The sequence below is a fragment of the Halorubrum kocurii JCM 14978 genome (genome assembly GCF_000337355.1).
Classification (GTDB): Archaea; Halobacteriota; Halobacteria; order Halobacteriales; family Haloferacaceae; genus Halorubrum; species Halorubrum kocurii.
In genome coordinates this window covers 23,586-48,396 of sequence record NZ_AOJH01000079.1, presented here as the reverse complement: position 1 = coordinate 48,396, position 24,811 = coordinate 23,586, and the positions used below count along the sequence as shown (strand labels likewise).

Genomic DNA, 24,811 nt, shown 5'->3' with positions numbered 1-24,811 from the left:
GTTACGCGATCACCCCCACGATTACGGCCGTGAGCACCAGGTTCGCGAACGACAGCACCAGCATTCCCTTCCAGCCGATTTCGATCAGCTGATCGATCCGGACGCGGGGAATCGCCGCGCGGGCCCACTGCGTGAACAGGAAGAAGCCCCAGACCTTCACCACGAACCAGATGAAGCTGATGCTTTCCGGGCCCGGACCGGACGCGCCGCCGAGGAAGACGACGGAGAGGATCGCACCGCCGAGGAAGATGTGGACGAACTCGCCGAGGTAGAACAGGACGAAGTACGCCGAGGAGTACTCGGTCTGGTACCCGCCGACGATCTCGGTCGGCGCCTCGGGGATGTCGAACGGGTTCCGCCCGATCTCCGCCATGTTCGCCGTGAGGAACAGGACGAACGCGAACGGGTTCACGAACGCGAACCACGCCGGGATGTCGATTCCGGCGATCGTCACGAGCGTCTCCGTCTGGGCACCGACGACGCCGCTTATCTGAAGCGTTCCCGCGAAGATCACGACCGACATCGCGGTGACGATGAGCGGTATCTCGTACGCGAGGTTCTGCGCGACGGCGCGGAGCCCGCCGAGAAGCGAGTACTTGTTGCTGGACGCGTAGCCGGCCATCACCAGCGAGACGGAGGCGATGGAGGCGAACGCGAACACCAGCGCCAGCCCGACCTCGGGGTCGGCGAGGTGGATGTTCAGCGGCCCGATCTGCCCCATCGGGATGACGGAGAACCCGAGCAGCGCGGACGCCGGCAGGATGATCGGGGCGATGTCCCACGTCGGGCGGTCGACCCCTTCGGGGATGATGAGCTCCTTCGCGAGCAGCTGGACCGACGCCGCCGGAATGATGAGCAGGCCGAACGGTCCGATCCGATCGACCGCGATCCGGTCGGTGAACGCCGCCGTGATCTTCCGCTTCGCCCACGGCCCGGCGACGCCGGAGAACGCGAGGATAATGCTGGCGACGACGGTCGCGCCGATCAGCGAGCTGACGACCTCTGCGAGGAGGCCCTCGGCCCCGACCGCGTTGGCGAGGAACTCGGGGAACAGCTGTGCAGGCGCCGCTCCCATCAACGGTCCACCTCCCCGAGAACGATGTCGAGGCTACCGAGTGCGGCGACCACGTCGGGGATGTACTCCCCGTTCGCCATCTCCGGGAGCGTCTGGAGGTTCGAGAAGCACGGCGACCGGATCTTGAACCGAGCCGGCTTGTCCGTGCCGTCAGCCCGGATGTAGATCCCGAGCTCGCCCTTCGCGCCCTCGACGGCGCGGTAGATCTCCGTGTCGTCGTCCGGGCGGAGCGTGCGCGGCACGTTCGCCTGGATGTTCCGCTCGTCTTCCGGCCAGTCTTCGAGCAGGTCGACGCACTGCTCGATGATCTTCGCGGACTCCTCGACCTCGCGCATCCGGACGAGCAGGCGGCTGAAGTTGTCGCAGCCGTCCTCGGTGACGACGTCCCAGTCGAGCTCGTCGTAGTAGCCGTACGGGTCGTCGCGACGCAGGTCGTAGTCGACGCCCGAACCGCGAGCGACCGGGCCGGTGGCGCCGTAGTTCTTCGCGACCTCCGGGGGCAGAACCCCCGTGTCGATCGTCCGCATCTGGAAGATCTCGTTGGAGGTGATCAAGTTGTGGTACTCCTCGACAGACTCAGGCAGCTGGTCGAGGAAGTCGCGCGTCTTCGAGAAGAACTCGTCGCGCGGCTCCGGCAGGTCCCAGACGACGCCGCCGAGCCGGAAGTAGTTGAACATCAGCCGCTGGCCCGTCAGGTCCTCCAAGAGGTCCTGAACGCGCTCGCGGTCGTTGATGGCGTACATGAACGTCGCCGTGAAGTCGCCGTTGATGTCGAGCGCGAAGGTGGCGAGCGCGAGCATGTGCGCGGCGATGCGACACATCTCCGCGCCCATCGTGCGGATGACCTGCGCGTACTCGGGCACCTCGATGTCCGCGAGGTCCTCGGCCGCGCGGGCGTACGCCCACTCGTTGAGCAGGCCCGCCGAGATGTAGTCCCAGCGGTCCGGGTACGGCATGATCTGGTGACGGTACGTCCCGGACTGGGCCATCTGCTCCTCGCTACGGTGGAGGTACCCGATGTCGGGCTCGACGTCGATGACCTGCTCGCCGTCGAGGACCGTCTTCAGGTGGAGCACCCCGTGGGTCGCCGGGTGGTGCGGCCCGATGTTGAGGAACATCGTGTCGGAGTCGGCGTCCTTGTGGTGTTCCTGCAGCGGGTTCGCGTGCTCCGGCAGCGTGGCGATCTGCGGCCGGTCCAAATCGTAATCCATCGACAGGGGGTGTCCCTGCCACGTCTCGGGCAGCAGGATCCGGCGCAGGTCGGGGTGGCCGTCGTACTCGATGCCGATCAGGTCGTACGCTTCGCGCTCGTGCCAGTCGGCGGTACGGAACACCGGTTCGGCCGACTCGGAGACCGGGTTGTCCTTGTCGGCGGGAACGACGACGCTGACCTCCTGGGTCGGGTCGTCGTACTTCTTCAGGTGGTAGATCGACTCGTAGCGGTTCTCGTACTCCTGAGCGGACACCACCGAGAGGTGGTCGTACCCAGCCTGCTCTTTCAGGACGGAGAGCGTCTCTTGGACGGTGTCCGGCCGGATAACGAATCCGGGGGCGTTCAGGTGGTCGTCGCGGTCGACAACGAGGTCGCCCAAGAGCGCCTCCAGCTCGTCGGGGGTGCGCTCGACGGCGCCGTCGTCGACGGGGTCTGGTCGTTCGAGGCTCATGGCGAATCAGCGAAGTTGTACCGCATGACGAGTTCGTCGTCGTCGACCTGGTCCGCGAGCTTGTCGACAAGCTCGTCGCGTTCGAGGTCGGAGAACTCCTCCAGCTCGTACGGTTTCACGGTGACCGGCGCGGCCTCGCCGTTGGCGACGCGCTCCTGCAGCTTCACGACGCCGTAGACGAGCGCCTCAGGGCGGGGCGGGCAGCCGGGGACGTGGATGTCGATCGGGATAACCTCCTCGGCGCCCTTGATCACGTTGTACCCCTCTTGGAACGGACCGCCGGAGATGGTACACGAGCCCATGCCGACCACGAACTTCGGCTCGGGCATCTGGTCGTAGACGCGCTTCATCCGCGGCGCGAACTTCGAGACGATCGTCCCGGGGACGATCATCACGTCGGCCTGCCGCGGCGACGCGCGGGGGACGCCCGACCCGAAGCGGTCGAGGTCGTGTTTCACCGCGTAGGTGTGCATCATTTCGATGCTGCAGCAGGCGATGCCGAACTGCAGCATGAACATCGAGGAGCCGCGACACCAGTTCAGGAACTTGTCGAACTTGGTGAGGATGAACGGCGAGGAGCCGAACGCCTCGCGGAGGCGGGAGTTAAACCGGTCTCCCTGCCCGGTCATCCGGGCGTCCCGCGTCTCGGTCACGACTTGCGATTCGTCGGTGATGAATGGTTGATCACTGCTCATTAGTTGAGGTCACGCTCCGTCTTTCGGCTGCTCGCGCGGGGACTCCGGGCCCAGCTGATCGCCCCGGAGCGCCACGCCCAGACGAGTCCGATCGCCAGGACGCCGACAAACGCCAACATCGGCCACAGCAGGGCGATCATCGGCACGCCAGCGCTGATCGCCGGACGGTAGATGACGGCCCACGGGAACAGTAACACGGTCTCGATGTCGAACACGACGAACAACAGCGCGACCATGTAGTACTGGATGTTGAACCGGATCCGCGTCCCGCCCGTCGGGGTCTCGCCGGACTCGTAGGTGGTACTTTTACCGGTCTCAGGCACGCTTGGACGAAGCAACGCCGACACCGACATCATCGCTATCGGGATGAGTAGGCCGACGGCCGCCAAGGCGCCAATCGCTATCCAATCGCTCATATAGGTCTCCGTAACGTGCTGGGGTTTGGACCGCCCCCTCATAAGCGTTGAGTCTTTACCGCAACGCCCCCACGCCGCCGAAAACCCCGGCCAGCGGGCTCGACGGGGGATCGGGATCCGGAGTCGGCTGCGCTCGCTCGGGGGCGTCTCTCGCTCCTCGGTCCGGGCTACGATTCGTGGCGCTTCCGGAACCCGTCGATTCCGAGGTCGTGAAGATCGGCCGACACGTCGGCGACGCCGCCTTTCAGCCCCTCGTGGTACTCGTTCAACCGCTCCTCGATCGCGTCGTGTTCACGCGCGAGCACCTGCGCGGCGGAGAGCCCCGCGTTGAACGACTTCCCCGCGTCGACGGCGACGATCGGCGCCCCGGTTGGCATCCCGATAACCGAATCGACCGACTTCTCCTGAACGGGGACGCCGATCACCGGGACGGGATAGGCGATCGACGCGGTCATGTTCGGGAGGTCGGCGGACTTCCCGCCCGCGCCCGCGATCACGACGTCGAGCCCGCGGGCTCCTGCGGTCTCCGCGTAAGCGTACATGAGCTCCGGCGTCCGATGGGCGGAGACGACGTAGCTCTCGTAGGTGAACCGGGCGTCGGGCGCGTCGCCGAAGTCGGTCTGCTCGGCGAACCCGAGCGCGTCGAGCGCCTCGTACGCCCCCTCCATGACGGGGAGGTCCGAGTCCGACCCCATGATGATCCCCACGTCGGGGGTGGTCTCGGGGTCGGTGTCAGCCGCCGCCTCCGATTCGAGCCGGTCGATCAGGTCTTGGACCGTCGTCATGGGTGTGGGTGACGCGAGGTGGGTTGTAAATCGTGCCGGTCCCGCGGCCGACTATCACGCCGTGGATGGACGCCCCGGCGACCGCAAGGCGGAAGTCTCCGGCCGCGGAATCGCGGGACGAGCATGCCCTCCAGACGCGCGTTTCTCTCTGGCCTCGGAGCGGCCGGACTGACGGCTACCGCCGGCTGTCTCACCGGGTTCGACGCCGCCCCCGGCGACGACGAGACGTACGACTGGCCGAGCGGCGGCGGGGACGATTTGAACTCGCGGGCGGTGCCGAACGGCGTTGCGCCGCGCGACGACCCGACCGTCGACCGGACACACGAGTTCGACGGGATTCCCGCCGGCGACCCGGTGGTGACCGACGAGGCAGTGCTTCTCAACATCGGCGTGGACGTGGTCGCGCTCGATCGCGGGGACCTGAGCCGGCGCTGGGCCGTCGCTCCCGACGACAACAGCGCGTTCCGCTACACGGGGGCGCCGGCCGTCGCGGACGGCGTGGCGTACGTCCCGGAGAGCGACACGCTGGTCGCCCGCGACCTCGACACCGGTGAGCGGCTGTGGGGTCGGGAGTTCGAGTACGGCTTCGGGGAGACGACGCCCCTCGTGGTCGACCGCGGGGACGACCACCGAGTGGTGATCGGCGCCGGCGAGTACCTCCGGGCGTTCGACGGCTCGACGGGCGAACTGCAGTGGGAGCGCCGGCTCGGTGGGATCGTCCGGCGTGCCGCCGCCCACTCACTGGCGTCGGTGTACGGCGTCGTCTACGCCGCGACCACCGGCGGGGAGCTGTACGCGGTCGACGACGACGGCCGGGTGCACTGGAACCGGACCGTCGACGCCGGGATCCGTACCCCGCCGACCGTCGTCGGGTCACGCGGGCCGAACGACGAGTCGATACGGGGGTCGGGAGACGTGGTAGTCGGCGCGGGAGACGGGTCGGTCCGCTGTTTCGACCCGACCGGGAAGCCGCAGTGGCGAGCCGACCTTCGCGGATTCGCCGAAGGGGGCATGGCCGCCGGCCACGGCGGGGTGTTCGCGGTCTCGGCCGGGCGGCTGTACGGGCTGAACGCGGAGAACGGGAACCACGCGTGGCAGACGGAAATGGGAAACGCCGTTCGACCGACGCCGCCGGCGCTCGTCGGTGACACGATATACGTCGGCGGAGAACGGCTCCACGGGGTCGGCGTCGGCGGAGGCGTCGGCGTCCGGTCGCTCCGCGTCGGCGAGACCCGGTTCGAACGCGAGGTCGACGGCGGCGCGAGCTACGTCACCGCCGCCGACGGGAGGCTGTTCGCGACGGTGGCGGCGGAAAACAGTAGCGTGCGGTTAGTGGTTCTTTCCTGAGAGAGACGCTCGAAGCAGGTCGCCGTCGTGCAGTTTCTCCGGAACCCCCTCGAACCACCGCGCGGCGCGGATCTCGTCGGGGCAGACCCCCAGCTCAGCGGCGTCGGGAATGCGACCCTCGGCGCGCGCCGCGTAGACGACGTACTCCGCCTCGAACGCGACCGCGTCACGGTCGGCATCGACGTACGACTGCTCGAAGACGACGACGGGGTCGCCGATCGCCGCGTCGAGTCTCGTCTCCTCGCGGACCTCCCGCGCCGCCGCAACCGCGGGCGACTCGCCGGGCTCGACCGCGCCGCCGGGGAGCACCCAGCCGTCCGACCACGCGGTCTTCACGAACGCGAGCCGACCGTTGGGGTCGCGAACGCGGGCCGCCGCGGTCAGAGCGGTCCCCTCCTTTGCCCACTCCCGGAGCGCCTCGATCCGGTCGGTCGGAAGTCGGAGCGACTGGCGCTCGCGGGGCGCGTCTGGCGCGAGGTCGTCTGGCGCGAGGTCGTCTGGCATTGGTTCGTGACTACGCGTCCCGGAACGTCAGCCCGTCGCGGAGGTCTCGCGCCCGCGAGAGCAGGGCGTCGCGGTCGGCGGCGGCGTCCGCGTCGCCGCCGGCCGTCGCCGTCAGGTGCCCCATCTTCCGGAGCGGGCGCACGTCGTCTTTCCCGTACCAGTGGAGGTCGGCGTCGGGCGCCGCGAGCACCTCCTCGACGCCCGACAGCGTCGCGGGCCACGTCTCCTCGATATCGCCGAGCACGTTCGCGGTGACCGCCGGCGCGACGAGGTCGGTCGGCCCGAGGGGCCAGCCGAGGACGGCCCGGACGTGGTTCTCGAACTGCGACGTGCGCGCGCCCTCGATCGTCCAGTGGCCGGAGTTGTGCGGCCGCGGCGCGATCTCGTTGACGAGCACGTCGCCGTCGCGGGTCTCGAACAGCTCGATCCCGAAGACGCCCCGGCCGTCGAGCACGTCGAGCACGTCTCGGGCGATCGACTCGGCCTCGGCGACGACCGCGTCGTCGGTCCGGGCCGGCGCGACGCTCTCGCGGAGGATCTCCTCGCGGTGGACCGTCTCCGTGACGGGGTAGGTCCGCGTCTCGCCGTCGGCGCCCTTCAGGCCCATCACGGCGATCTCGCGCTCGAAGTCGAGGAGCTCCTCGGCCATCGCGTTCCCGCCGACCTCGTCGAGCGCGTCGGCTGCCTCGTCGGGCGTCTCGACCGGGACGTTCCCGCGCCCGTCGTACCCGCCCTCGCGGGCCTTCAGCATGACGCCGCCGAACTCCTCGACGACGCGTTCGAGCCCCTCGGCGGTGGCGACCGCGACGAACTCTGGGACGGGGATCCCGGCGTCGACCAGCGCCTCCTTCTGCACGAGCTTGTCCTGAATGGTGCGGAGGGTGTCCGGATCCGGGTGAACGGGCACGTCGTGTTCGGCGGCCGCCTCGGCCATCAGGTCCGGATCGGCCAGCTCGATCTCGAAGGTCAGGGCGTCGACCCGGCTCGCCAGCTCGCGGATCGCGTCGGGGTCGTCGAAACCGCCGACGATCTGGTCGCTGACGACGGGACTAGCCGGACAGTCGGGCGTCGGGTCGAGCACGACGACCTCAACGCCGAGCCGCGCGACCGCCTCGCCCATCATCCGACCCAGTTGACCGCCGCCGACGACGCCGAGCGTCGGTCCCGGTAGCGTGATCGTCATAGACGGCGGTACCGGACGTTACTGCATAAATATTCTCACATTGCACGGGAGAATGCCCACATTCGTGGATACCTTTGCGGGTTCGTTGAAATCATTTTGTTCAGAGATACCGCAGTGACACAGCCGGTTGCTGAAGACGACCTCTTGATCGACAGCGAGAGTGAGTGTTGCAGATCGGTGGTGGCGATAAGGTGTTTAAATAGGCGTGAGCCACGGCGTCGATCGTTTATAAATGAACGAAGCGGTCGGCGCGCGCCCGGGAGCGGGCCGGAGGCCCGCGAGCGGCGCCGCGCGAGGGAGTCGGTCGCCCGANGTGAGGTGCGGTTGCTGTGCGGGGCGGGACTCAAAGGGGCAGCCGGCGAGGCGGGCGCAGGCGTTCACGAGAGCTCCGCTCTCGTGAGCCAATCAGAACGCTTCGCGTTCTGATGACGATGTAAGCACCGCAGCGAAGGAGCGACAGCGACTGAGCGAGAAGCGCAGCGAGCGTGCGCCCGCCTCGCCGGCTGGGGGTTTGAAAGTGTTCACCGCGACGTCGATCACTTATAAACAGCCGACAGCAACACCGCTCGATCACGTATAAACGACCGATCAACCGAAGTGAGACACGTACTCCCGCTATCGGTCACAATCGCTTCGCAACGCCTACAGCTCGATCACCTCAAGGTCGCTCTCCAGCTCCGCGACGAACTCGTTGTACGCGTCGACGAACCCACGGAACGAGTCGGCGTACTCGCGCACGTCAGCCGCCGACGGCGCCTCGTACTGCGAGAGGATGTAGAGCCCGCCCGACCCGCCCACCCTGAGGTACGAGACGGTCCCCTCGTCCCACTTCAGCTCCCAGCGGTCGCCGTCGACGCGGGCGGTAAAGGTGCCGTAGTCGTCGCCCTCGTACCGGTAGATCTCGCCGGCCATGACCGAGCAGGTGTCGCGCACGCGGTCCAGCACGCGGTCGCGCTCGGCGACGACCCCGTCGGTCGAGGCGGGGTCGGGAAATTCGGCGCTCACGCCGTCGAGAACCCCCGACAGCGATTCTACCCACTCGTTCCACGCCGCGACGAACTCCGCGTAGTCGTCGAGGGCTGTCGCCAGGTCGGCGGGCTCCGGCGGCTGCTTCGTCGAGATCACGTACACGTCCGATCCCGATGTCGGCGAGAACAGCAGGAACTCCAGCTCGCCGGCCTCGTGTTTGACGGTCCACGTCCCGCCCGGCGTCGAAAGCTCCTGTCGGCCGTAGTCGCCGCCCTGTAGCCGGGCGAGCTGGTAGGCGATCGTTCCGGCGTGGTCCCGCACGGCGGCGACGAGCTCGTCGCGCCGGTCGGCGACCGCGTCCGTGTCGCGCACGTCGAGGTCGAGCCCGAGGTCGGCGTGGGTTGTCACGGGCGTACTGGGCGCCTCACGCGGTTAACGAGTTCGGGTCGGGAAGCGGCGGGAGGAGTCGGCACCGGAAGCCGGCGGTCACGCGATCGACTCCCGAATCTCGCGGACCCGGGCCGGCTCGTCGACCCCCGAGCGCACGACGACCGCGAACACCTCGTCGCCGTCCGGGACCGGGGCGTCGCCGCTCAGTATCGCGCCGGAGCCGGTCTCGTCCGCGAGCCACCGCCGGCCGTCCGCGATCGCCTCGCGGTTGAGCCACGCCGGCGGCCCCCCGACGACGAGCAGGGTCCGGTCGGCCCGTCCGTCGGGCACCTCGGCGGTGTTCTTCCCGCGGGCAGCCTTCCGGATCGTCGTCTCGATCGCGGACACCGCGGCGCTCGTGTCGACCTCGGCGGGTTCCGAGGACCTGAACAGCCCGAGCCCGAACCGCGACCCCGACTCGGGCGGATCGACCGCCTGCGTCGCGTGGCCGATGACGGCGATCTCCCCGTCGTCGCCGACGGCCCGGGCCACGTCGCTCGCGTCGAGCACCTGCTGGGGCGTCGAGGCCGCGTCGTCTGCCTCGCCGGCGCCGAACAGCGCCGCGACCCGCTCGGCGACGACGGCGTTCAGCCGGTCGCGGGCGTCGTCGAGCGTCTCTCCCGGCCGGAGCCAGTCGCCGTTGTCGAACGGGAAGACCGCCGCGCAGCGGTCCGAGAGCGCGTCGAGGGTCCGCGCCGCGTTCTTCTCCGCGAGGGGCCGGTCCGGAGAGGGGCGCTCGGAGTCGCCTCCCGTCGCGCTCGCACGGGCCGGGTCGGGCTCGCCGGGCTCGGACTCCGCGGGCGTCGGGAGCAGCCCGACGGCGTAGACGGGGGCGTCGTAGAGCCGCGTCAGCTCCTCGGCCAGCGCCGGCGCGACGCCCGCGCCCGCGCCGCCGCCGAGCCCGACGACGAGGACGAACGCGTCCGCGAGCGACGGCTGCTGATCGTCCATCGCCCGACCCAGCTCGCTGGCGTGGGCGTCGCCGAGCCGGCGGGCTGCGTGGAGATCGCCGTCGAGTCCGCCTCCGGCGGCCGCGTCCCCGAAGCGGTACCGGCGGGACTCCCCGATCGACCGGAGGGAACCGAGCGCGGCCGTGTCGGTGTCGAACGCGTTGACGCCCTGCAGAAACCGGTCCCCGTCGCTGTCGGCGGCGAGCCGGTCGGCGATCCGGCCCCCGGCGCCCCCGAGACCGATGACGTGTACACGCATACGTCACTCCGGTCGTCGAGCGGGGGTTTATGCCTTCGGCCCGAGCGTCGACTGGCGGGGTCCGATCGGGACTCGTCGGCCGGCGGGAACCGGTCAGAACTCGTCGAGCTGGCGCTGCCCCCGTGGGATTTCCGGACCGACCTCCTCGGAGTCCCCGCCGAGGAGCCGTATCAGGGCGGTGTCGGCGAACGTGAGCGCCAACACGAGCACGATCGGCGCGAGGAACAGCCCGTGGAACCCGAACACGACCGGCCCGAAGATGTACGCGAGCATCAGCAGCCCGACGTGGGTGGTCTTCCCGCTGAAGTAGGGCCGGAGCACGATGTCGGGGATCGTATCGACGACGACCGCGGCGACGGCGAGGAACCCGGCGACGTACACGAGGGCGGCGATCTCATCGGCGAGGATCGGCTGGACCGCGGTCACAGCCGCGAGCGGGAGGTACACGATCTTCATCCCTATCACGGGGATCAGGCTGGCGATCCCCGTGAGCGCTCCCGCGAGTGCCGGGTAGGGCACCTCGACGATCTCCGGGGCGATCACGTTGTAGCCGGTGTAGGTCACGACGGCGATGATCGAGATGGCGATGACGTTGAGCAGGTTCCCGTACAGCACCGCCTCCAGCTCGGCGTCGACCGCTTCCAGGTACTCGCGGACGAGGGCGTCGTCGTCGAACGTGAGCAGCCACTCGTGGAACTTCGAGCCGTCGAGCAGCAGGTAGTACGTGACGATGATCGTGATGAGGAGGTTCAACGCGAGCCCCGAGACGACGCCCGCAAGCAGCCCCGCCTGGTCGGAGGCGAAGTCGATGAGCGGATCGAGCTGGCCGGACTGGTACGCCTGCATCATACCGTCGAACGTCGGGTTCGAGAGCGCGGCGAGGTCGCCGACCCACGAGTTCTCGGCCCCGACGGTCTCGGCGACGGGGTACTGCTCGATGAACCGTCGCGCCTCGATCAGCAAGAGGAGTACCGTGTAGCTCAGGAGACCCATGAGCGGGACGGCGATCAGCGACATGGAGGCCACTGCCCGGACTCTCGCGGGGAGCCGGAAGCGTTCGAGGCGGTGGTAGAGGCGCCGGGTCGAGTAGTAGAGGAAGACGGCGACGGTGAGGGGCGCGATGAACCGGTAGGCGATGAACCCGACGATCATCGCGACGGCGAGTCCGAAGAGGGCGATGACGAACCGCTTCTCGTCCATGGCCGTTCCTCTCTGCGGTCGGACATAAACTATGGGGCTCGGCCGGTTCGGGGAAGAGACGGGGACGCCGATCCCCCCGACACGCGCCGGAGGAGACGACGCTTATCGATACGTGGCGGAGGAGACGGCGGTTACCGTTCCGAGCCGTCGTCGGCGGTGCGCTCGTAGCGCGCCACCTGCTCGCGGTGGAGCGAGAGGATCATGTCGGCGAGGAAGCCGAAGATCAACAGCTGGATCCCTAACAGCGCGGCCCCGACGGCGCCGATCGAGATTATCTCGTGGGTGATCCCGTTGACGAACCAGTCGTAGAGCACGTACCCGGTCATGAGCGCCCCGGCGCTCGTCGAGATCACGCCGAGGCTCCCGAAGTAGAACAGGGGGTTGTTCGTCTTCGCCTTCCGGTACAGCTCGAGGAAGATCACGCCGCCGTCGCGGACGGGGTGGAGGTTGGTGGCGGAGCCGCCGGGCCGCTCGCGGTAGGTGACCGGAACGACCGCGACCGACTGTCGGTTCTTCACGCACTCGACCGCCATCTCGGTCTCGATCCCGAACCCGTCGGCGGTGAGGTGGAGCCTCGCGAACGACTCGCGGGTGAACGCCCGATACCCGGAGAGAATGTCACGGTACTGCTCGCCGTGGATCGCGCGGAACGCGAGGTTGATGATCCGGTTCCCGATCCGGTTCAGCCGCGTCATCGCGCCCGGTCGCATGTCCGCGAACCGATTCCCGATGACGTGGTCGGCCTCGCCGGACAGCAGGGGATCGAGCATCGCGTCGACGTCGGTCGCGTCGTACGTCGCGTCCGCGTCGGCCATCACGACGTACGGCGCGTCGATGTGCTCGGAGACGGCCTCCCTGACGGCTTGACCCTTCCCGCGGCCGGACTGCTCGACGACGCGCGCGCCCGCTTCGCGGGCCGCCTCCTGCGTGCCGTCCGTCGATCCGCCGTCGATCACGAGGACTTCGTCGAGTCCGGCGTCGCGGAACGCCCCGACGACGCGCGCGACCGTCTCGACTTCGTCCATCGTGGGCAGCAGGACGCAGACGTCGTCGTACTCGCTCATTACGGGGTCGATATCGGGGGAGTCGCTAAACTCTGTCCTTCCGCATCGGAACCGGTCCCCCGCAGACCGGAAGACCACCCCGGTCGTCGGTTCTGCGGACACCCATACGCTCATGTATCAGACGATTGATCGTGATAGCATGACACATCCACCAGACGACAGCGTCGATGAGCTGCTCAGCGCCGCCCGGACGGCGATCGGCGACGAGCTCCGGAGCCTCACCTACTTCACCGAGGACGAGGTCACCCAGCTGTACCTCCGAAGCGACCTGAGTCGGACGGCCGACCTCGTCGGCTTCGCGGAGAACGAGCGCCAGGGGTTTCGCTCGCAGTCTCTGTACGCCGACACGCAGCTCGGCGACTACCAGTTCACGGTCCGCGTGTTCGAAAACGGGTACCTCACGCGCGTTATCGCCAACGACCACGGGATCTGGGTGACGACGGACTCGATGGAGATGGACCGCTTCGAAGAGCTCGCGAGCGCGCTGGCGTCCATCCTTCGGTCGTTCGACCCGGCGTAGCCGAGACGCGGTCCCCCTCCCCGTCCGCTCGACCCTACCCGAGGTGGCTCTCCATCTCGGGAACCAGCTTGTCGGCGTCGACCGGCTTCGTCACGTACCCGTCGGCGCCGGCCTTCACCGCCTCCATCATCTTCTCCTGTTGGTCAACGCTCGTGCACATCACGACCACCGCGTCGGGCCAGCGTTCCTTGATCGCGGCCGTCGCCTCGATCCCGGTCATCTCGGGCATGACGACGTCCATCGACACCGCGTCCGGTTCGTACGCCTCGAACAGCTCCACCGCCTCCGCGCCGTTCTCCGCCTCGCCGACCACCTCGAAGGGACCCTCCAGCGCGTCCCGGACGACGGTTCGCTGGAACGAGGAGTCGTCGACGACGAGTACCCGCTCAGTCATGTCTGTTCGTCGTCGGCAAACCCCAATAAACGCGCGGATCGACGCCGTCGGGGGACCGCCGCGTCGCCGAGGACTCTCGCGTAAATTCCTTGTATATTCGGTGAAGCGTATAATGGACATAGGAACAAGGTTAAGGTGTATCCGGCGGTATCAATCTCCATGGAAACGCGGAAAGTCCAGCGGTTGGGTCCGTCGACGCTGGCGATGACCCTCCCTGCGGAGTGGGCGAAGGAGCACGGCGTCAACAAGGGAGACGAGGTGTCGCTGCGTATGGGCGGCAAGGGGACCCTCACGGTGCTGCCGGAGTCGGTGAGCACGGAGGAGTCGGAGGCGGTGATCAACGCCGACGGGCTCGACGCGCGGTCGCTCGAACGCGCGATCGTCGCCCAGTACGTCCTCGGCCGGCGCGTGATCCACGTCCGCAGCGAGGGGACGCTCGACAGCGAACACATCAACGCCGTATATAAAGCCGAGACGCAGCTGATGGGGCTCGGCGTCATCGAGGAGACGCCGTCGGACATCTCGATCCGGTGTTCCGTCGACCCCGAGGACTTCACCCTCGATAACCTCCTCGAACGGCTGGAGAACACGGGGTCGACCATGCGCGGCGAGGCCGTAAAGGCGCTCGCCCACGGCAACCCCGATCTGGCCCAGCGGGCCCTCAACCGCGAGCGGCAGGCGAACAAGATATTCGTCCTCCTGCTCCGGCTCATCTTCACGGCGTACCAGAACCCGAACCTCGCCCGGGCGGTCGGGTTGGAGGAGGGATTCCCGCTGATCGGCTACCGGTCGGTCGCGAAGAACCTGGAGCTCACCGCCGACAACGCTGAGGACATCGCCGACATCGTGATGGAGGCGGAGGGCCACACGCTCGACGTCGACAGCGCGACGATGCGGCAGATCCGGGAGTTCACCGACCAGGTCGACGACCTGACCGCGCTCGCCGTCCGGGCCGTCGTCGAACGCGACTACGACCTCACGGTCGAGTGTCGGGAGCTGTTCGCCCGGCTCGAGGACCGCGAACAGGAGATCCTCGGAGAGCTGCCGAGCGACCTCGACAACGACACCCTGCTGATGACCCGCGAGGTGCTCGTTAGCCTCCAGCACACCGCTGAGTACGCGATGCGAAACGCCGAGATCGCCGCGAACCTCGCGCTCAACGAGGAGTCGGACCACGTCGAGATCATCTGATCCGGACCCACTCGCGCCGTTCGCTCCGGGATCGCGTCCCCGCGTTCGCATGAACTAAGTAGTCGCCCGCAAAGCGACGAGTATGAGCGAGGCATCCATCGAGTCTGACAAGGAGATCGGCGTGGCGCTCGCGTTGGGCGCGATCGCGCTCGTCGGCGCCGTCGTGATGTTCGGCCACCCGTCGCAGCTCGGGAAGGCGTGGGGGTTCGGGGCGGCGTTCGTCTTCGCCCTCTGTTCGGTCGTCGCCGTCCAGATCTTCGACTGAGGGCGCTTCCGACGAGAAACCGTTAAGCACGTTTGACACCTACCTACAGGACATGAGCGAGTACACCGAGGAGGAACAGCGCATCCTCGCGTACCTCACGGACAGCGTCACCCGTGGCGAGCGGTACGTCCGCTCGAAGACGATCGCCGACGCCATCGGCCTCACGGCCAAGCAGGTCGGCTCCCGGCTTCCCCGGCTCGCAGAGAAGTCAGACGACGTGGATATCGAGAAGTGGGGCCGCGCGCGGTCGACGACGTGGCGTGTGACGCCGCAGGGCTGACGCGGTCCCGGGTCCCGCTGGAGACGCGTCCCGCTCGAGTGCGGTCCCCGCCCGTGCGACTCCAGTCCCCGCCCGTGCGACTCGCGTGTTTTTAACCCCCGTAGCCCCAAACGAGTGCGTATGACCGTCCGAGTCTCCCGGACGTTCGAGTTCGACGCGCCCGCAGAAGACGTGTGGGCGTTCATCTCGGACGCCGAGCAGCGCGCAGGAGCGATCAGCGTCGTCGACACCTTCGAGGTGCACGGCGGCGGGCGAGCGACGTGGCACGTCGCCCTTCCGATTCCGATGATCCGGTCGACCATCTCCGTCGAGACGGAGGAGGTCGAGCGCGAGCCGCCGACGCGGGTGAAGTTCGTCGGTAAGTCGCGCGCGTTCCGGGTCACCGGCGAACACACGATCACCGAGACCGACGGCGGCTGCCGGCTGGCCAACGAGTTCGTGGTCGACGGCCGGCTGCCGGGCGTCGAGTCCTTCTTCGAGCGCAACTTCGACGCGGAGCTGGACAACTTGGAAGACGCCCTGCGGGCGTCGCTCGGACCGACCGCATGAGGCTCGCCTGCGTCCAGCTCGGCGTCGAGGGGGGCGCCGTCGAGGACAACGTCGCGGCCGCGGTGGATTCGGTCCGCGAGGCGGCGGCCGACGGGGCCGACCTGGTCGTCCTCCCGGAGCTGTTCGACGTGGGGTACTTCGCGTTCGACTCGTACGCTCGCGCGGCCGAGAGCCTCGCCGGCGAGCGACTGGGTCGGTTCGCCGCGGCCGCCGCCGAGGCCGACGTGAACGTGCTGGCGGGGACCGTCGTCGAGGACCTCGCCGCGTCCGCGGCCGACGGGGTCGACGTGCCGGCGGACGAGGGGCTCGCGAACACCGCCGCGCTGTTCGACCGGAGCGGGGAGCGTCGGCTCGTCTACCGGAAGCGGCACCTCTTCGGCTACGACTCCGAGGAGACGGCCCGGATGGTGCCCGGCGAGCGGACCCCCGTGGCGGAGATCGAGGGCGCGTCGGTCGGCGTCACGACCTGCTACGACCTCCGGTTCCCCGAGCAGTTCCGGCGGATGGTCGAGTCGGGCGTCGACTGCGTCCTGGTGCCGAGCGCGTGGCCGTACCCGCGCGTGGAGCACTGGCGGACGCTCGGCCGGGCGCGGGCGATCGAGAACCTGTCCTACGTCGCGACGGTCAACGGGAGCGGCGCGTTCGACGGCGACGCGCTCTGCGGGCGGACCACCGTCTACGACCCGTGGGGGACGACGCTGGCGTCGGCGGGCGAGGAGCCGACGACCGTGACTGCCGAGGTCGACCCGGACCGCGTCGCGGCGGTGCGCGAGGAGTTCCCCGCGCTGCGCGACCGCCGGTAGCCGCGGACCGTCTCATTTATACCGGAGAAGCCGCAAGGGTATATTGCCGAAGTCCGACGCTTTTCTCGTTGGAGTTCGGCGACAAACCACGCGCCCGTCCCGACCACTTCGGGCGGCGACGCCGGTGACAGCCCGGGGGTCCGCTGTTCGGCCGCCGCCCGCCCGCCTCCCGTCGTTCGACCGTCCGCTTCGCCTTTCGCCGCCTCTCCCCTTTCCGAACGCCACACAGACGCGGTCTCGTGTAGAACAATCGCCGCGCTTGAGCGTCACCGATCGCAACCGCCTCGAACGTCACCGATCGCCGGCGGCGCCCAGTTGCCGACGCCGTTCGGACGTGTGTAAGAATCAATATCGATAACTCGGGCGATAGCTACTTACGCCGCTCGGGGTAGCAGGTAAACGCCGCGGACGAAACCGGCCGGCCCAACCCCGTTTACGGGCGGGCCGGCCGGAGACTCGCTTCCACCGTCCGTCGTCCGTCGGCTTTCGGGCTCGGGTTCACCCGCTCCCACACCGTACCCGACCCCGTTTCTCAACGTTGCGTCCTCGTCCTGCGGCGACCGGTTCCTCCCCGAAGCGAAGCGCAAGGTCGAAACCCCGGGCTCTCGAACCGACGGTCGAATGTTCCCCCGCGAGTACCGCGGCGTCGCCTTCGTCGTGGGCCTGTTCCTCGTCGTCCAGCTGGGCGCGTTAGCGCTGGTGCCGGAGTTCGCCGAGAGCGGCTATCAGGCGGTCGAGAACCCCGAGAACCCGACGAACAGCCTCGTGTACATCGCCGCGATCATCGCCATGACCGGGCTGATGCTCGCGGCGTTCCGGTACAACCTCGACCAGGCGATCCGGCTGCTGATCGTCGGCGTCTCCGCGTGGCTCTCGTGGTACGTCTTCTCCGCGGTGGTCTCGCCGCTCGCGGCCGCCGCGCCCGCGGTCGCGGTCGGCGTCGCCCTCCTCGCGTACCCGGAGTGGTACGTGATCGACGCCGCCGGAGTGCTGATGGGCGCGGGCGCGGCGGGGCTCTTCGGCATCTCGTTCGGACTGTTGCCCGCGCTGCTCCTGTTGGCCTTCCTGGCGGTGTACGACGCGATCTCGGTGTACGGCACCGAGCACATGCTGTCGCTCGCGGAGGGCGTGATGGACCTGAACATCCCCGTGGTGCTCGTGATCCCGCTCTCGCTCTCGTACTCGCTTCTCGATGAGGAGCCGGAGGCCGACGAGGCCGCCGACGGAGGGTCTCCCCACGACGACCTCGAGGGCGCCGACGCTCCCGAAGACGCAAACAGCCCCGAAGACGCAAACAGCCCCCAAGACGCCGACGGCGGGGGCACAGACGTCGCGGAGCCAACAGACATCGAGGACCGCGACGCGTTCTTCATCGGGCTCGGCGACGCCGTGATCCCGGCGGTGCTCGTGGCGAGCGCGGCGACGTTCTCGCCGGCGGCCGCTCTCTCCGTCCCGCTGATCGGAATCAACGTCCCCGCGCTGCTGGCGATGGTCGGCAGCCTCGGAGGGCTGTTGGTGCTGATGAGCTGGGTGATCAAGGGCCGGCCTCACGCCGGGCTCCCCCTTTTAAACGGCGGCGCGATCGGCGGCTACCTGATCGGCTCCGTCGCCGCCGGCGTCCCGCTAATCGAGGCGGTCGGGCTCGGCGGTTTCCTGTAGGCGTCGGTTTGCCGTAGGCGTCGGCCTCCCGTCGGCACCGATCCCCGGTAGACGCCGGCCGTAGGTGCCGGCCCCGCCGGTCGGCTCACCGGCGGACGAGTCCGTTAGAAATTGTAGCCGCACCTTCCTCGTCTGCTTTCTCTCGCGGATGGTCGACCGCCGGTCGACGCTCGCGTCCACTGACCGGGATCGTCACTCGAGCCGCTTCATCGAGACCAGCGCCGTCGGGATCATTATCGGGATCGTGAGAATCGCGCCCGTGATCACGACGAACGGCGCGACGCCGGCGGTCGGGTACGCGAGCAGGTCGACGGCCAGGAGGTTGACCGCGCTCACGGTCACGGCGTACGCGATCACGGTGAGCGTCACAATCGCTGCGAAGACGCCTCCGACGACGACTCCGGGGTTCGGTCCGCCGGTCGTGTCCGCCGCCGATTCGCCGCTCATCCGCTATCAGCTACCATATAGAATTGTGTATATTGCGTAATAGCATAACTATTGTCTTTGCGACCGGACGATCGACGGCGGTCACGAAGCCGGGGGACGACCCAGTTCCGATCGAGAAGAGGCCGGTAGCCGGGAGACGAAGGAGAGGCCGCCACTCGCCGTGTCGACTCGCCGATCCCCGCTACTCGCCCGCGCCGTCGCGTTCGACGGCCATCCCGAGGTCCGCCATCGCCTCGAAGAAGTTCGGGAACGAGACGTCGACGTGCTCGCCGCCGCGGATCGTCGTCGTCCCCTCGGCGACGAGCGCGGCCACGGCGAGCGACATCACGATCCGGTGGTCGGCGCGCCCGTCGACGGTCGCGCCACGCAGCTCGCTCTCGGAGCCGTGGACCGTCAAGGTGTCCGGCTCCTCGGTCGTTTCCGCGCCCAGCGTCGCCAGCTCCTCGGCCATCGCCGAGACGCGGTCGGTCTCCTTGTACCGGACGTGCTCGCAGTTCGTGATGTGAGTGTCGCCGTCGGCGACCGCGCCGAGCGCGGCGATCGTGGGGAGCAGGTCGGGCGTGTCGCCCACGTCGACCTCGACGCCCGACAGCTCGGAGCGCCGGACGGTGATGACGCCCGCCTCGCGGTCCCACTCGACGTCCGCGCCCATGCGCTCCGCGATCTCGACGATCGCGGAGTCGCCCTGTGCGCTCGGGACCGCGCCCTCGATCCGGACCGGCTCGCCGGACTCGGCGGCGACCGCGCCGGCGGCGACCAGATACGAGATGGAGGAGAAGTCGCCCGGGACCGTGTAGCTCCCGCCCGCAGGCGCGTACGACTGGCCGCCCTCGACGACGAAGCCGGCCGCGCCGGCCGCGCCGTCGAGCGCGCCGCCGTCGTCGGCGACGGGCGTGGCCTCGATCCCGAAGTCGTCGAGAAGTTCGAGCGTGATGTCGACGTACGGCGCGGACTTGAGGGGCGTCGTCAGGTCGATCTCGACCCCCTCGTCGGTCACCGCGCCGGCCATCAGCAGCGCGGTGACGTACTGCGAGGAGACGTCGCCGGGAATCGCGACGTCGCCGCCCGCGAGCGGCCCGCTCACGACGAGGGGCGCCCGCCCGTTCCCGCGGGTGGACTCCGCGCGCACGCCGAGGTCGTCGAGCGCCTCGAGGAGGGGGCCCTGCGGGCGCGAGCGAAGGGACCCGTCTCCCGTCAACACCGTCGTCCCGTCCGCGAGCGCGGCCGCGGCGGTGACGAGCCGCATCGTCGTCCCGGAGTTCGCGCAGTCGATGACGTCGCCGGGGACCGCGGGGCGACCGCCGAAGCCGTCGACGACGAGCGCGTCGGCGTCGTCGATGCCGGCGGCCGAGTCCGGTTCGACCGCGCCGCCGAAGGCGGTCACGGCTCGCGCGGTCGCCTTCGTGTCGGCCGAGACGAGCGGCGAGCGCACGGTCGCGCCGTCGCTGTACCCGGCGGCCAGCAGCGCGCGGTGAGTGTAGCTCTTCGATGGCGGCGCGCGGGTGGTCCCCCGCACGGTCGAGGTGGTGACGCGGACATCCATACCTTCCCTGCCGTCCGCGGCGACAAGTGGGTACCGGCCGCGGCACGATTCTGAGAGCGGGTTCCGCGGTGCTGGCCGGCGGCTCGGATCGGCAGCCCGGGCGCTCGCCGCTCCGCCGGCGCACCCTTTATACCACCGGGAGCGCTACCGTCGCGTATGCCCCAGTGTGAGATGTGTGGCGCCGAGCAGGCCTCGCTGACGACGACGAAGGTCGAAGGCGCCGAGCTGGAGCTGTGCAGCTCGTGTACGGACTTCGGCACCGAGGTCCGCGACGAGTCCACCGGCTCCGGCGGCAGCAAGTACTCCACGAGTTCGAGCACCGGGAAGTCGTCCGGATCCTCCTCCGGCTCCTCGGGCGGTTCGTCCGGCTCGTCCGGCTCGTCCGGCTCGACACGCCCACGCGACATGTTCGACGACATGGACGAGATCGCCACCGACTACGACGACCGCATCCGCAACGCCCGCGAGTCTCGCGGGCTCAGTCAGGAGGAGCTGGCCAACCAGCTCAACGAGAAGGCGAGCCTCATCCGGAAGCTGGAGCGCGGCGACACGCTCCCCACGGATGACATTCAGCGGAAGCTGGAGGGCGCGCTCGACATCACGCTCGTCGAGGGCGAGTCCGTCGACGACGCCGACTGGGACAGCGGCGACGCCGGAACGATGACGCTCGGTGACGTGGTCAAGCGGAAGGACTGAGGCCGCAGTCAAGCGGACAGATTGAGGCCGCGCTCGATCGGCCCCCTTTGGTGTCGTTTTGAGGCGAACGGCGCTGCGGTGTCCCGCCGGTCACTGCGAACGCCTCCGCCGTGCCACGACGAGTCCCGAGACGCCGGCTCCGTTTCTCCGTCGGCGCTACCTGTTCCGCCCGGCGTCGCCCGCGGGTGCCCCTCCCTCTTCGGGTCCGTACTGGTCCGTCAGGTAGTCGATGATGTAATCGACCGTCTCGGGGTCGTAGCTCCAGAACCCGTAGAACTCGCCCGGAGCGCGCTCCTCGGCGAGCAGCGCGCACTTCGCGTCGTCGTACCCCCCGCCGTCGTACGCGACGAACCACGTCTCCCGGATCTCGGCGGTCTGGCCGACATGGACGGTGTAATGCCCCACGTCGGGCGCGTCGCCCTCGGCGGCGGCGTACGCGTGCACGTCGAGCCGGTCCTTCTCGCCGAGCAGGTCGTAGGTGTCCGCCTCGCCGGTGAGCACGTCGAGGGTCTGAAACCCGGCGTGGAGCTCGCCGTCGCCGACGCGCCACGCGCGGTCCTCGATCTCTCTGGACGCGGCGACCATGTCCGCGCGCGAGTACGAGGTGAACATCGTCTCGTCGAGGTGGTCCAACACCGGCTCGCCGACGCGGCCGCCTCGCGACCCCTCCCCTCCCGATTCGCCCTCTTCAGGCCCCGAATCGCCGGTTTCGTCGCCCCCGGGGCGGGGTAACAGATCGTCGACGGTCACGGCCGTGACGAACTCCCCGTCCCGCGCGAGGACGGCGAACGCCTCCGGCCCGGACGCGGTCTGGTCCTCGACGATCCGGATGTTGCGGTCGGCGAAATACTCCCGGAGTTCGTCCGTAACCGCCGGATCAGCGTTGAACACCGTCAACGTGGCCTCGTGAGCCTCGACGCCAGCGATGAGCTCGATGAGGGACATCTCTTGTCGGACCCACAGCAGCGGGGTATAAGGTCGTTTCTGCTCTCGGACTCGCGAAACGAGTCCCGGTTTCGTTGGTCGCGACGACGCCCCGACGGAAGCGTCGCCGAAGCATGAAGCTATTTGCGCCGCGGTCCCCCAGGACGAGTATGTTCATCCTGGTGAACCTCAAGGCGTACCCGTGTGACCCGATCGAAGTCGCGACCGCCGCGCGTGACGTCGCCGAGGCGTCCGGCGCCCGGATCGCGGTCTCACCGCAGGCCGCCGACATCGCTCGCGTCGCCGACACCGGCGTCGAGACGTGGGCCCAGCACGTCTCGCCGAACGCGCACGGCTCCCACACCGGGTCGACACTCGCCGAGGCCGTCGCAGACAACGGCGCCGAGGGCACCCTCATCAACCACTCCGAGAACCGTCTGAAGCTCGCCGACATCGACGGCTCCGTCCGCGCGGCCGAGCGCGCCGACTTGGAGACGGTCGTCTGCGCGAACAACCCCGCGCAGGTCGGCGCCGCAGCCGCGCTCGGGCCGGACGCGGTCGCCGTCGAGCCGCCGGAGCTCATCGGCGGCGACGTCTCCGTCTCGACGGCCGACCCGGGGATCGTCGAGGACGCGGTCGCGGCCGCCGAGGCGGTCGACCCCGCGGTCGACGTGTTCTGCGGGGCCGGCGTCTCGACCGGCGACGACGTGGGCGCCGCCGGCGACCTCGGCGCCGCCGGCGTCCTGCTGGCCTCCGGCGTGGCGAAGGCCGACGACCCGGAAGCCGTGCTCGAAGACCTCGTCGGCGGGATCTGAGAGCCGGACCGACGGCGGTCCGTGCGCCCGGAGGCGGGTGACACCCGAACCCGTTCGCCCGCGCGCCGGGGCGGGCCGCTGCGCTTGCGGATCGGTATAAAGACATCGGTGAGAGGCGTTCACACGATCGCAGAAATCGCATGACTGCGGCGCCATCGGTTACGCTTGTGAATCGCGCCGTCTAGTAACCTTTAACCGACACAAGCCGGTACATTTGGGTAAGATGGCGAGCAACAAGATCCTCGGTATCGACCTCGGTACCACCAACTCCGCGTTCGCGGTGATGGAGGGCGACGAGCCCGAGATCATCGCCAACGCGGAAGGCGACCGAACCACCCCGTCGGTCGTCGCCTTCGCCGACGACGACGAGCGACTCGTCGGCAAGCCGGCGAAGAACCAGGCCGTCCAGAACCCCGACCGCACGATCCAGTCGATCAAGCGGCACATGGGCGAGGACGATTACACCGTCGAGATCGGCGACGAGGAGTACACGCCCGAGCAGGTCTCGGCGATGATCCTCCAGAAGATCAAACGCGACGCGGAGGAGTACCTCGGCGACGACGTGGAGAAGGCGGTCATCACCGTCCCCGCCTACTTCAACGACAAGCAGCGGCAGGCGACCAAGGACGCCGGCGAGATCGCCGGCTTCGAAGTCGAGCGGATCGTCAACGAGCCGACCGCGGCCTCCATGGCGTACGGCCTCGACGACGAGTCCGACCAGACCGTCCTCGTGTACGACCTCGGGGGCGGCACGTTCGACGTGTCCGTCCTCGATCTGGGCGGGGGCGTCTACGAGGTCGTCGCCACGAACGGGGACAACGACCTCGGCGGCGACGACTGGGACGAGGCGCTCATCGACCACCTCGCCGACGAGTTCCAGAACAACCACGGGATCGACCTCCGCGAGGACCGGCAGGCGCTTCAGCGGCTGAAAGACGCCGCCGAGGAGGCGAAGATCGAGCTGTCTAGCAAGAAGGAGACGACGGTCAACCTCCCCTTCATCACCGCGACCGACAGCGGTCCGGTCCACCTCGAGCAGTCCGTCACCCGCGCGACGTTCGAGAACCTCACGTCGGACCTCATCGAGCGCACCGTCGAGCCGACCGAGCAGGCGCTCTCCGACGCCGGGTACTCGAAGGGCGACATCGACGAGGTCATCCTCGTCGGCGGTTCGACCCGGATGCCGCAGGTTCAGGAGAAGGTCGAGGAGCTCGTCGGCCAGGAGCCGAAGAAGAACGTCAACCCGGACGAGGCGGTCGCGCTCGGCGCGGCGGTCCAGGGCGGCGTGCTCTCCGGCGACGTCGACGACATCGTCCTGCTGGACGTCACTCCGCTCTCGCTCGGGATCGAGGTAAAGGGCGGCCTGTTCGAGCGGCTCATCGAGAAGAACACCACCATCCCGACCGAGGAGTCGAAGGTGTTCACCACGGCCGCGGACAACCAGACCTCCGTCAACGTCCGCGTCTTCCAGGGCGAACGCGAGATCGCCGACGAGAACGAGCTGCTCGGCGCGTTCCAGCTCTCCGGCATTCCCCCGGCGCCCGCCGGGACACCCCAGATCGAGGTCTCGTTCAACATCGACGAGAACGGCATCGTCAACGTCGAGGCCGAGGACCAGGGCTCGGGCAACGCCGAGTCGATCACCATCGAGGGGGGCGTCGGCCTCTCCGACGAGGAGATCGACCAGATGCAGGAGGAGGCCGAGAAGCACGCCGAGGAAGACGAGGCCCGCCGCGAGCGGATCGAGGCCCGCAACGAGGCCGAGACGACGATCCAGCGCGCCGAGACCCTCCTAGAGGAGAACGAGGAGGAGCTCGACGACGACGAGCTCGTCGCCGACATCGAGGCGGCCATCGAGGACGTCGAGGAAGTCCTCGAAGACGAGGACGCCGACACCGACGAGATCGAGTCCGCCACCGAGGCGCTCACCGAAGAGCTGCAGGAGATCGGCAAGCAGATGTACGAGGGACAGGCCGCGCAGGCCGGTCCGGGCGGCGCGGGCGGTGCCGCCGGCGCCGGTCCCGGCGGGATGGGCGGCATGGGCGGCGCGGCCGGCCCGGGCGGCGCGGGCGGTGCCGGTCCCGGCGGCGACGCGGACGACGAGGAGTACGTCGACGCCGACTTCGAGGACGTGGACGACGACGAGGAGTAACGTCGCCGACCCCGACCTCCCGACGCGCCGTCT

26 protein-coding genes are annotated in these 24,811 nt (G+C 68.9%); 11 read left to right on the top strand and 15 right to left on the bottom strand.

Annotation, left to right across the window (positions count from 1 at the left end; genetic code table 11):
* Nucleotide 1: 1 nt before the first annotated feature.
* The 5 genes from C468_RS12550 to purE all read right to left on the bottom strand — a co-directional run bounded on the left by C468_RS12550 (nucleotide 2) and on the right by purE (nucleotide 4,635).
* Nucleotides 2-1,075 carry a complex I subunit 1/NuoH family protein gene (locus C468_RS12550; protein WP_008849272.1) on the bottom strand — a complete coding sequence of 358 codons (1,074 nt, stop codon included), beginning with the start codon at nucleotides 1,073-1,075 and terminating at the stop codon, nucleotides 2-4.
* A complete protein-coding gene (locus tag C468_RS12545) occupies nucleotides 1,075-2,739 on the bottom strand; it encodes an NADH-quinone oxidoreductase subunit D (RefSeq protein ID WP_008849271.1) in 1,665 nt (554 codons plus the stop codon). Before C468_RS12545 ends, C468_RS12550 begins: the two co-directional genes overlap by 1 nt.
* Complete coding sequence (locus C468_RS12540) at nucleotides 2,736-3,434, bottom strand: NADH-quinone oxidoreductase subunit B (RefSeq protein WP_008849270.1); 699 nt, start codon at nucleotides 3,432-3,434, stop codon at nucleotides 2,736-2,738. The genes C468_RS12545 and C468_RS12540 overlap by 4 nt, the downstream gene beginning before the upstream one ends.
* Entirely contained in the window at nucleotides 3,434-3,850 is a 417-nt protein-coding gene (locus C468_RS12535) for an NADH-quinone oxidoreductase subunit A (protein ID WP_008849269.1), read from the bottom strand. The genes C468_RS12540 and C468_RS12535 overlap by 1 nt, the downstream gene beginning before the upstream one ends.
* A 167-nt stretch (nucleotides 3,851-4,017) precedes the next feature.
* Nucleotides 4,018-4,635 carry a 5-(carboxyamino)imidazole ribonucleotide mutase gene (purE, locus tag C468_RS12530; protein WP_008849268.1) on the bottom strand — a complete coding sequence of 206 codons (618 nt, stop codon included), beginning with the start codon at nucleotides 4,633-4,635 and terminating at the stop codon, nucleotides 4,018-4,020.
* Between the two features lie 123 nt (nucleotides 4,636-4,758).
* Between purE and C468_RS12525 the strand changes: the two genes are divergently transcribed.
* The gene (locus C468_RS12525; protein ID WP_008849267.1) at nucleotides 4,759-5,982 is read left to right on the top strand and encodes a PQQ-binding-like beta-propeller repeat protein; all 1,224 of its coding nucleotides are present in this window, start codon (nucleotides 4,759-4,761) and stop codon (nucleotides 5,980-5,982) included.
* Here C468_RS12525 and C468_RS12520 read toward each other — a convergent pair.
* The 6 genes from C468_RS12520 to aglJ all read right to left on the bottom strand — a co-directional run bounded on the left by C468_RS12520 (nucleotide 5,965) and on the right by aglJ (nucleotide 12,540).
* A complete protein-coding gene (locus C468_RS12520; protein ID WP_008849266.1) occupies nucleotides 5,965-6,486 on the bottom strand; it encodes an NUDIX hydrolase in 522 nt (173 codons plus the stop codon). The two genes, C468_RS12525 and C468_RS12520, sit on opposite strands and share 18 nt — an antisense overlap.
* A gap of 10 nt (nucleotides 6,487-6,496) precedes the next feature.
* Entirely contained in the window at nucleotides 6,497-7,669 is a 1,173-nt protein-coding gene (locus tag C468_RS12515) for a 5-(carboxyamino)imidazole ribonucleotide synthase (protein WP_008849265.1), read from the bottom strand.
* Between the two features lie 642 nt (nucleotides 7,670-8,311).
* Nucleotides 8,312-9,046, bottom strand: a complete 735-nt coding sequence (locus tag C468_RS12510) for a hypothetical protein (protein WP_008849264.1) — start codon at nucleotides 9,044-9,046, stop codon at nucleotides 8,312-8,314.
* A 78-nt stretch (nucleotides 9,047-9,124) separates the two neighbouring features.
* Nucleotides 9,125-10,276, bottom strand: a complete 1,152-nt coding sequence (locus tag C468_RS12505) for a cell division protein FtsZ (protein WP_008849263.1) — start codon at nucleotides 10,274-10,276, stop codon at nucleotides 9,125-9,127.
* A 93-nt stretch (nucleotides 10,277-10,369) separates the two neighbouring features.
* The gene (locus C468_RS12500) at nucleotides 10,370-11,476 is read right to left on the bottom strand and encodes an AI-2E family transporter (RefSeq protein WP_008849262.1); all 1,107 of its coding nucleotides are present in this window, start codon (nucleotides 11,474-11,476) and stop codon (nucleotides 10,370-10,372) included.
* A 131-nt stretch (nucleotides 11,477-11,607) separates the two neighbouring features.
* Nucleotides 11,608-12,540 (bottom strand): S-layer glycoprotein N-glycosyltransferase AglJ, encoded by a 933-nt coding sequence (aglJ, locus tag C468_RS12495; RefSeq protein ID WP_008849261.1) that lies wholly within the window; start codon nucleotides 12,538-12,540, stop codon nucleotides 11,608-11,610.
* 139 nt (nucleotides 12,541-12,679) lie between these two features.
* Here aglJ and C468_RS12490 point away from each other — a divergent pair, with 139 nt between their 5' ends.
* Nucleotides 12,680-13,060 (top strand): DUF7522 family protein, encoded by a 381-nt coding sequence (locus C468_RS12490; RefSeq protein WP_008849260.1) that lies wholly within the window; start codon nucleotides 12,680-12,682, stop codon nucleotides 13,058-13,060.
* Between the two features lie 34 nt (nucleotides 13,061-13,094).
* Here C468_RS12490 and C468_RS12485 read toward each other — a convergent pair whose 3' ends face one another.
* Nucleotides 13,095-13,454 carry a response regulator gene (locus C468_RS12485; protein ID WP_008849259.1) on the bottom strand — a complete coding sequence of 120 codons (360 nt, stop codon included), beginning with the start codon at nucleotides 13,452-13,454 and terminating at the stop codon, nucleotides 13,095-13,097.
* Between the two features lie 159 nt (nucleotides 13,455-13,613).
* On the opposite strand from C468_RS12485, the gene C468_RS12480 reads away from it, so the two are divergent.
* The 6 genes from C468_RS12480 (at nucleotide 13,614) to C468_RS12455 (ending at nucleotide 18,201) form a co-directional block, all read left to right on the top strand.
* A complete protein-coding gene (locus C468_RS12480; RefSeq protein WP_008849258.1) occupies nucleotides 13,614-14,645 on the top strand; it encodes a phosphate signaling complex PhoU family protein in 1,032 nt (343 codons plus the stop codon).
* An 82-nt stretch (nucleotides 14,646-14,727) separates the two neighbouring features.
* Complete coding sequence (locus tag C468_RS12475) at nucleotides 14,728-14,910, top strand: DUF7525 family protein (protein ID WP_008849257.1); 183 nt, start codon at nucleotides 14,728-14,730, stop codon at nucleotides 14,908-14,910.
* 52 nt (nucleotides 14,911-14,962) lie between these two features.
* Nucleotides 14,963-15,190, top strand: a complete 228-nt coding sequence (locus C468_RS12470) for a DUF7123 family protein (protein ID WP_007998354.1) — start codon at nucleotides 14,963-14,965, stop codon at nucleotides 15,188-15,190.
* A 120-nt stretch (nucleotides 15,191-15,310) separates the two neighbouring features.
* Entirely contained in the window at nucleotides 15,311-15,739 is a 429-nt protein-coding gene (locus C468_RS12465; RefSeq protein WP_008849256.1) for a CoxG family protein, read from the top strand.
* Complete coding sequence (locus tag C468_RS12460) at nucleotides 15,736-16,542, top strand: carbon-nitrogen family hydrolase (protein WP_008849255.1); 807 nt, start codon at nucleotides 15,736-15,738, stop codon at nucleotides 16,540-16,542. The genes C468_RS12465 and C468_RS12460 overlap by 4 nt, the downstream gene beginning before the upstream one ends.
* A gap of 621 nt (nucleotides 16,543-17,163) precedes the next feature.
* Nucleotides 17,164-18,201, top strand: coding sequence for a presenilin family intramembrane aspartyl protease PSH (locus C468_RS12455; RefSeq protein ID WP_008849254.1), 1,038 nt, complete (start codon nucleotides 17,164-17,166; stop codon nucleotides 18,199-18,201).
* Nucleotides 18,202-18,393: 192 nt separating this feature from the next.
* Here the strand turns inward: C468_RS12455 and C468_RS12450 are convergent, their stop codons facing one another.
* Nucleotides 18,394-18,648, bottom strand: a complete 255-nt coding sequence (locus C468_RS12450; RefSeq protein ID WP_008849253.1) for a hypothetical protein — start codon at nucleotides 18,646-18,648, stop codon at nucleotides 18,394-18,396.
* A gap of 181 nt (nucleotides 18,649-18,829) precedes the next feature.
* Nucleotides 18,830-20,191: a 3-phosphoshikimate 1-carboxyvinyltransferase gene (aroA, locus tag C468_RS12445; RefSeq protein ID WP_008849252.1), complete on the bottom strand. Its 1,362-nt coding sequence runs from the start codon at nucleotides 20,189-20,191 to the stop codon at nucleotides 18,830-18,832.
* Between the two features lie 156 nt (nucleotides 20,192-20,347).
* Here aroA and C468_RS12440 point away from each other — a divergent pair, with 156 nt between their 5' ends.
* Nucleotides 20,348-20,887 carry a multiprotein bridging factor aMBF1 gene (locus tag C468_RS12440; protein WP_008849251.1) on the top strand — a complete coding sequence of 180 codons (540 nt, stop codon included), beginning with the start codon at nucleotides 20,348-20,350 and terminating at the stop codon, nucleotides 20,885-20,887.
* A gap of 156 nt (nucleotides 20,888-21,043) precedes the next feature.
* On the opposite strand, the gene C468_RS12435 is transcribed toward C468_RS12440, so the two are convergent.
* Nucleotides 21,044-21,832: a DICT sensory domain-containing protein gene (locus C468_RS12435; RefSeq protein WP_008849250.1), complete on the bottom strand. Its 789-nt coding sequence runs from the start codon at nucleotides 21,830-21,832 to the stop codon at nucleotides 21,044-21,046.
* Nucleotides 21,833-21,981: 149 nt separating this feature from the next.
* On the opposite strand from C468_RS12435, the gene tpiA reads away from it, so the two are divergent.
* Together tpiA and dnaK are read left to right on the top strand one after the other, a co-directional pair.
* Entirely contained in the window at nucleotides 21,982-22,626 is a 645-nt protein-coding gene (gene tpiA / locus C468_RS12430; RefSeq protein ID WP_008849249.1) for a triose-phosphate isomerase, read from the top strand.
* Nucleotides 22,627-22,849: 223 nt separating this feature from the next.
* A complete protein-coding gene (gene dnaK / locus C468_RS12425; RefSeq protein WP_008849248.1) occupies nucleotides 22,850-24,778 on the top strand; it encodes a molecular chaperone DnaK in 1,929 nt (642 codons plus the stop codon).
* Nucleotides 24,779-24,811 lie beyond the last annotated feature (33 nt).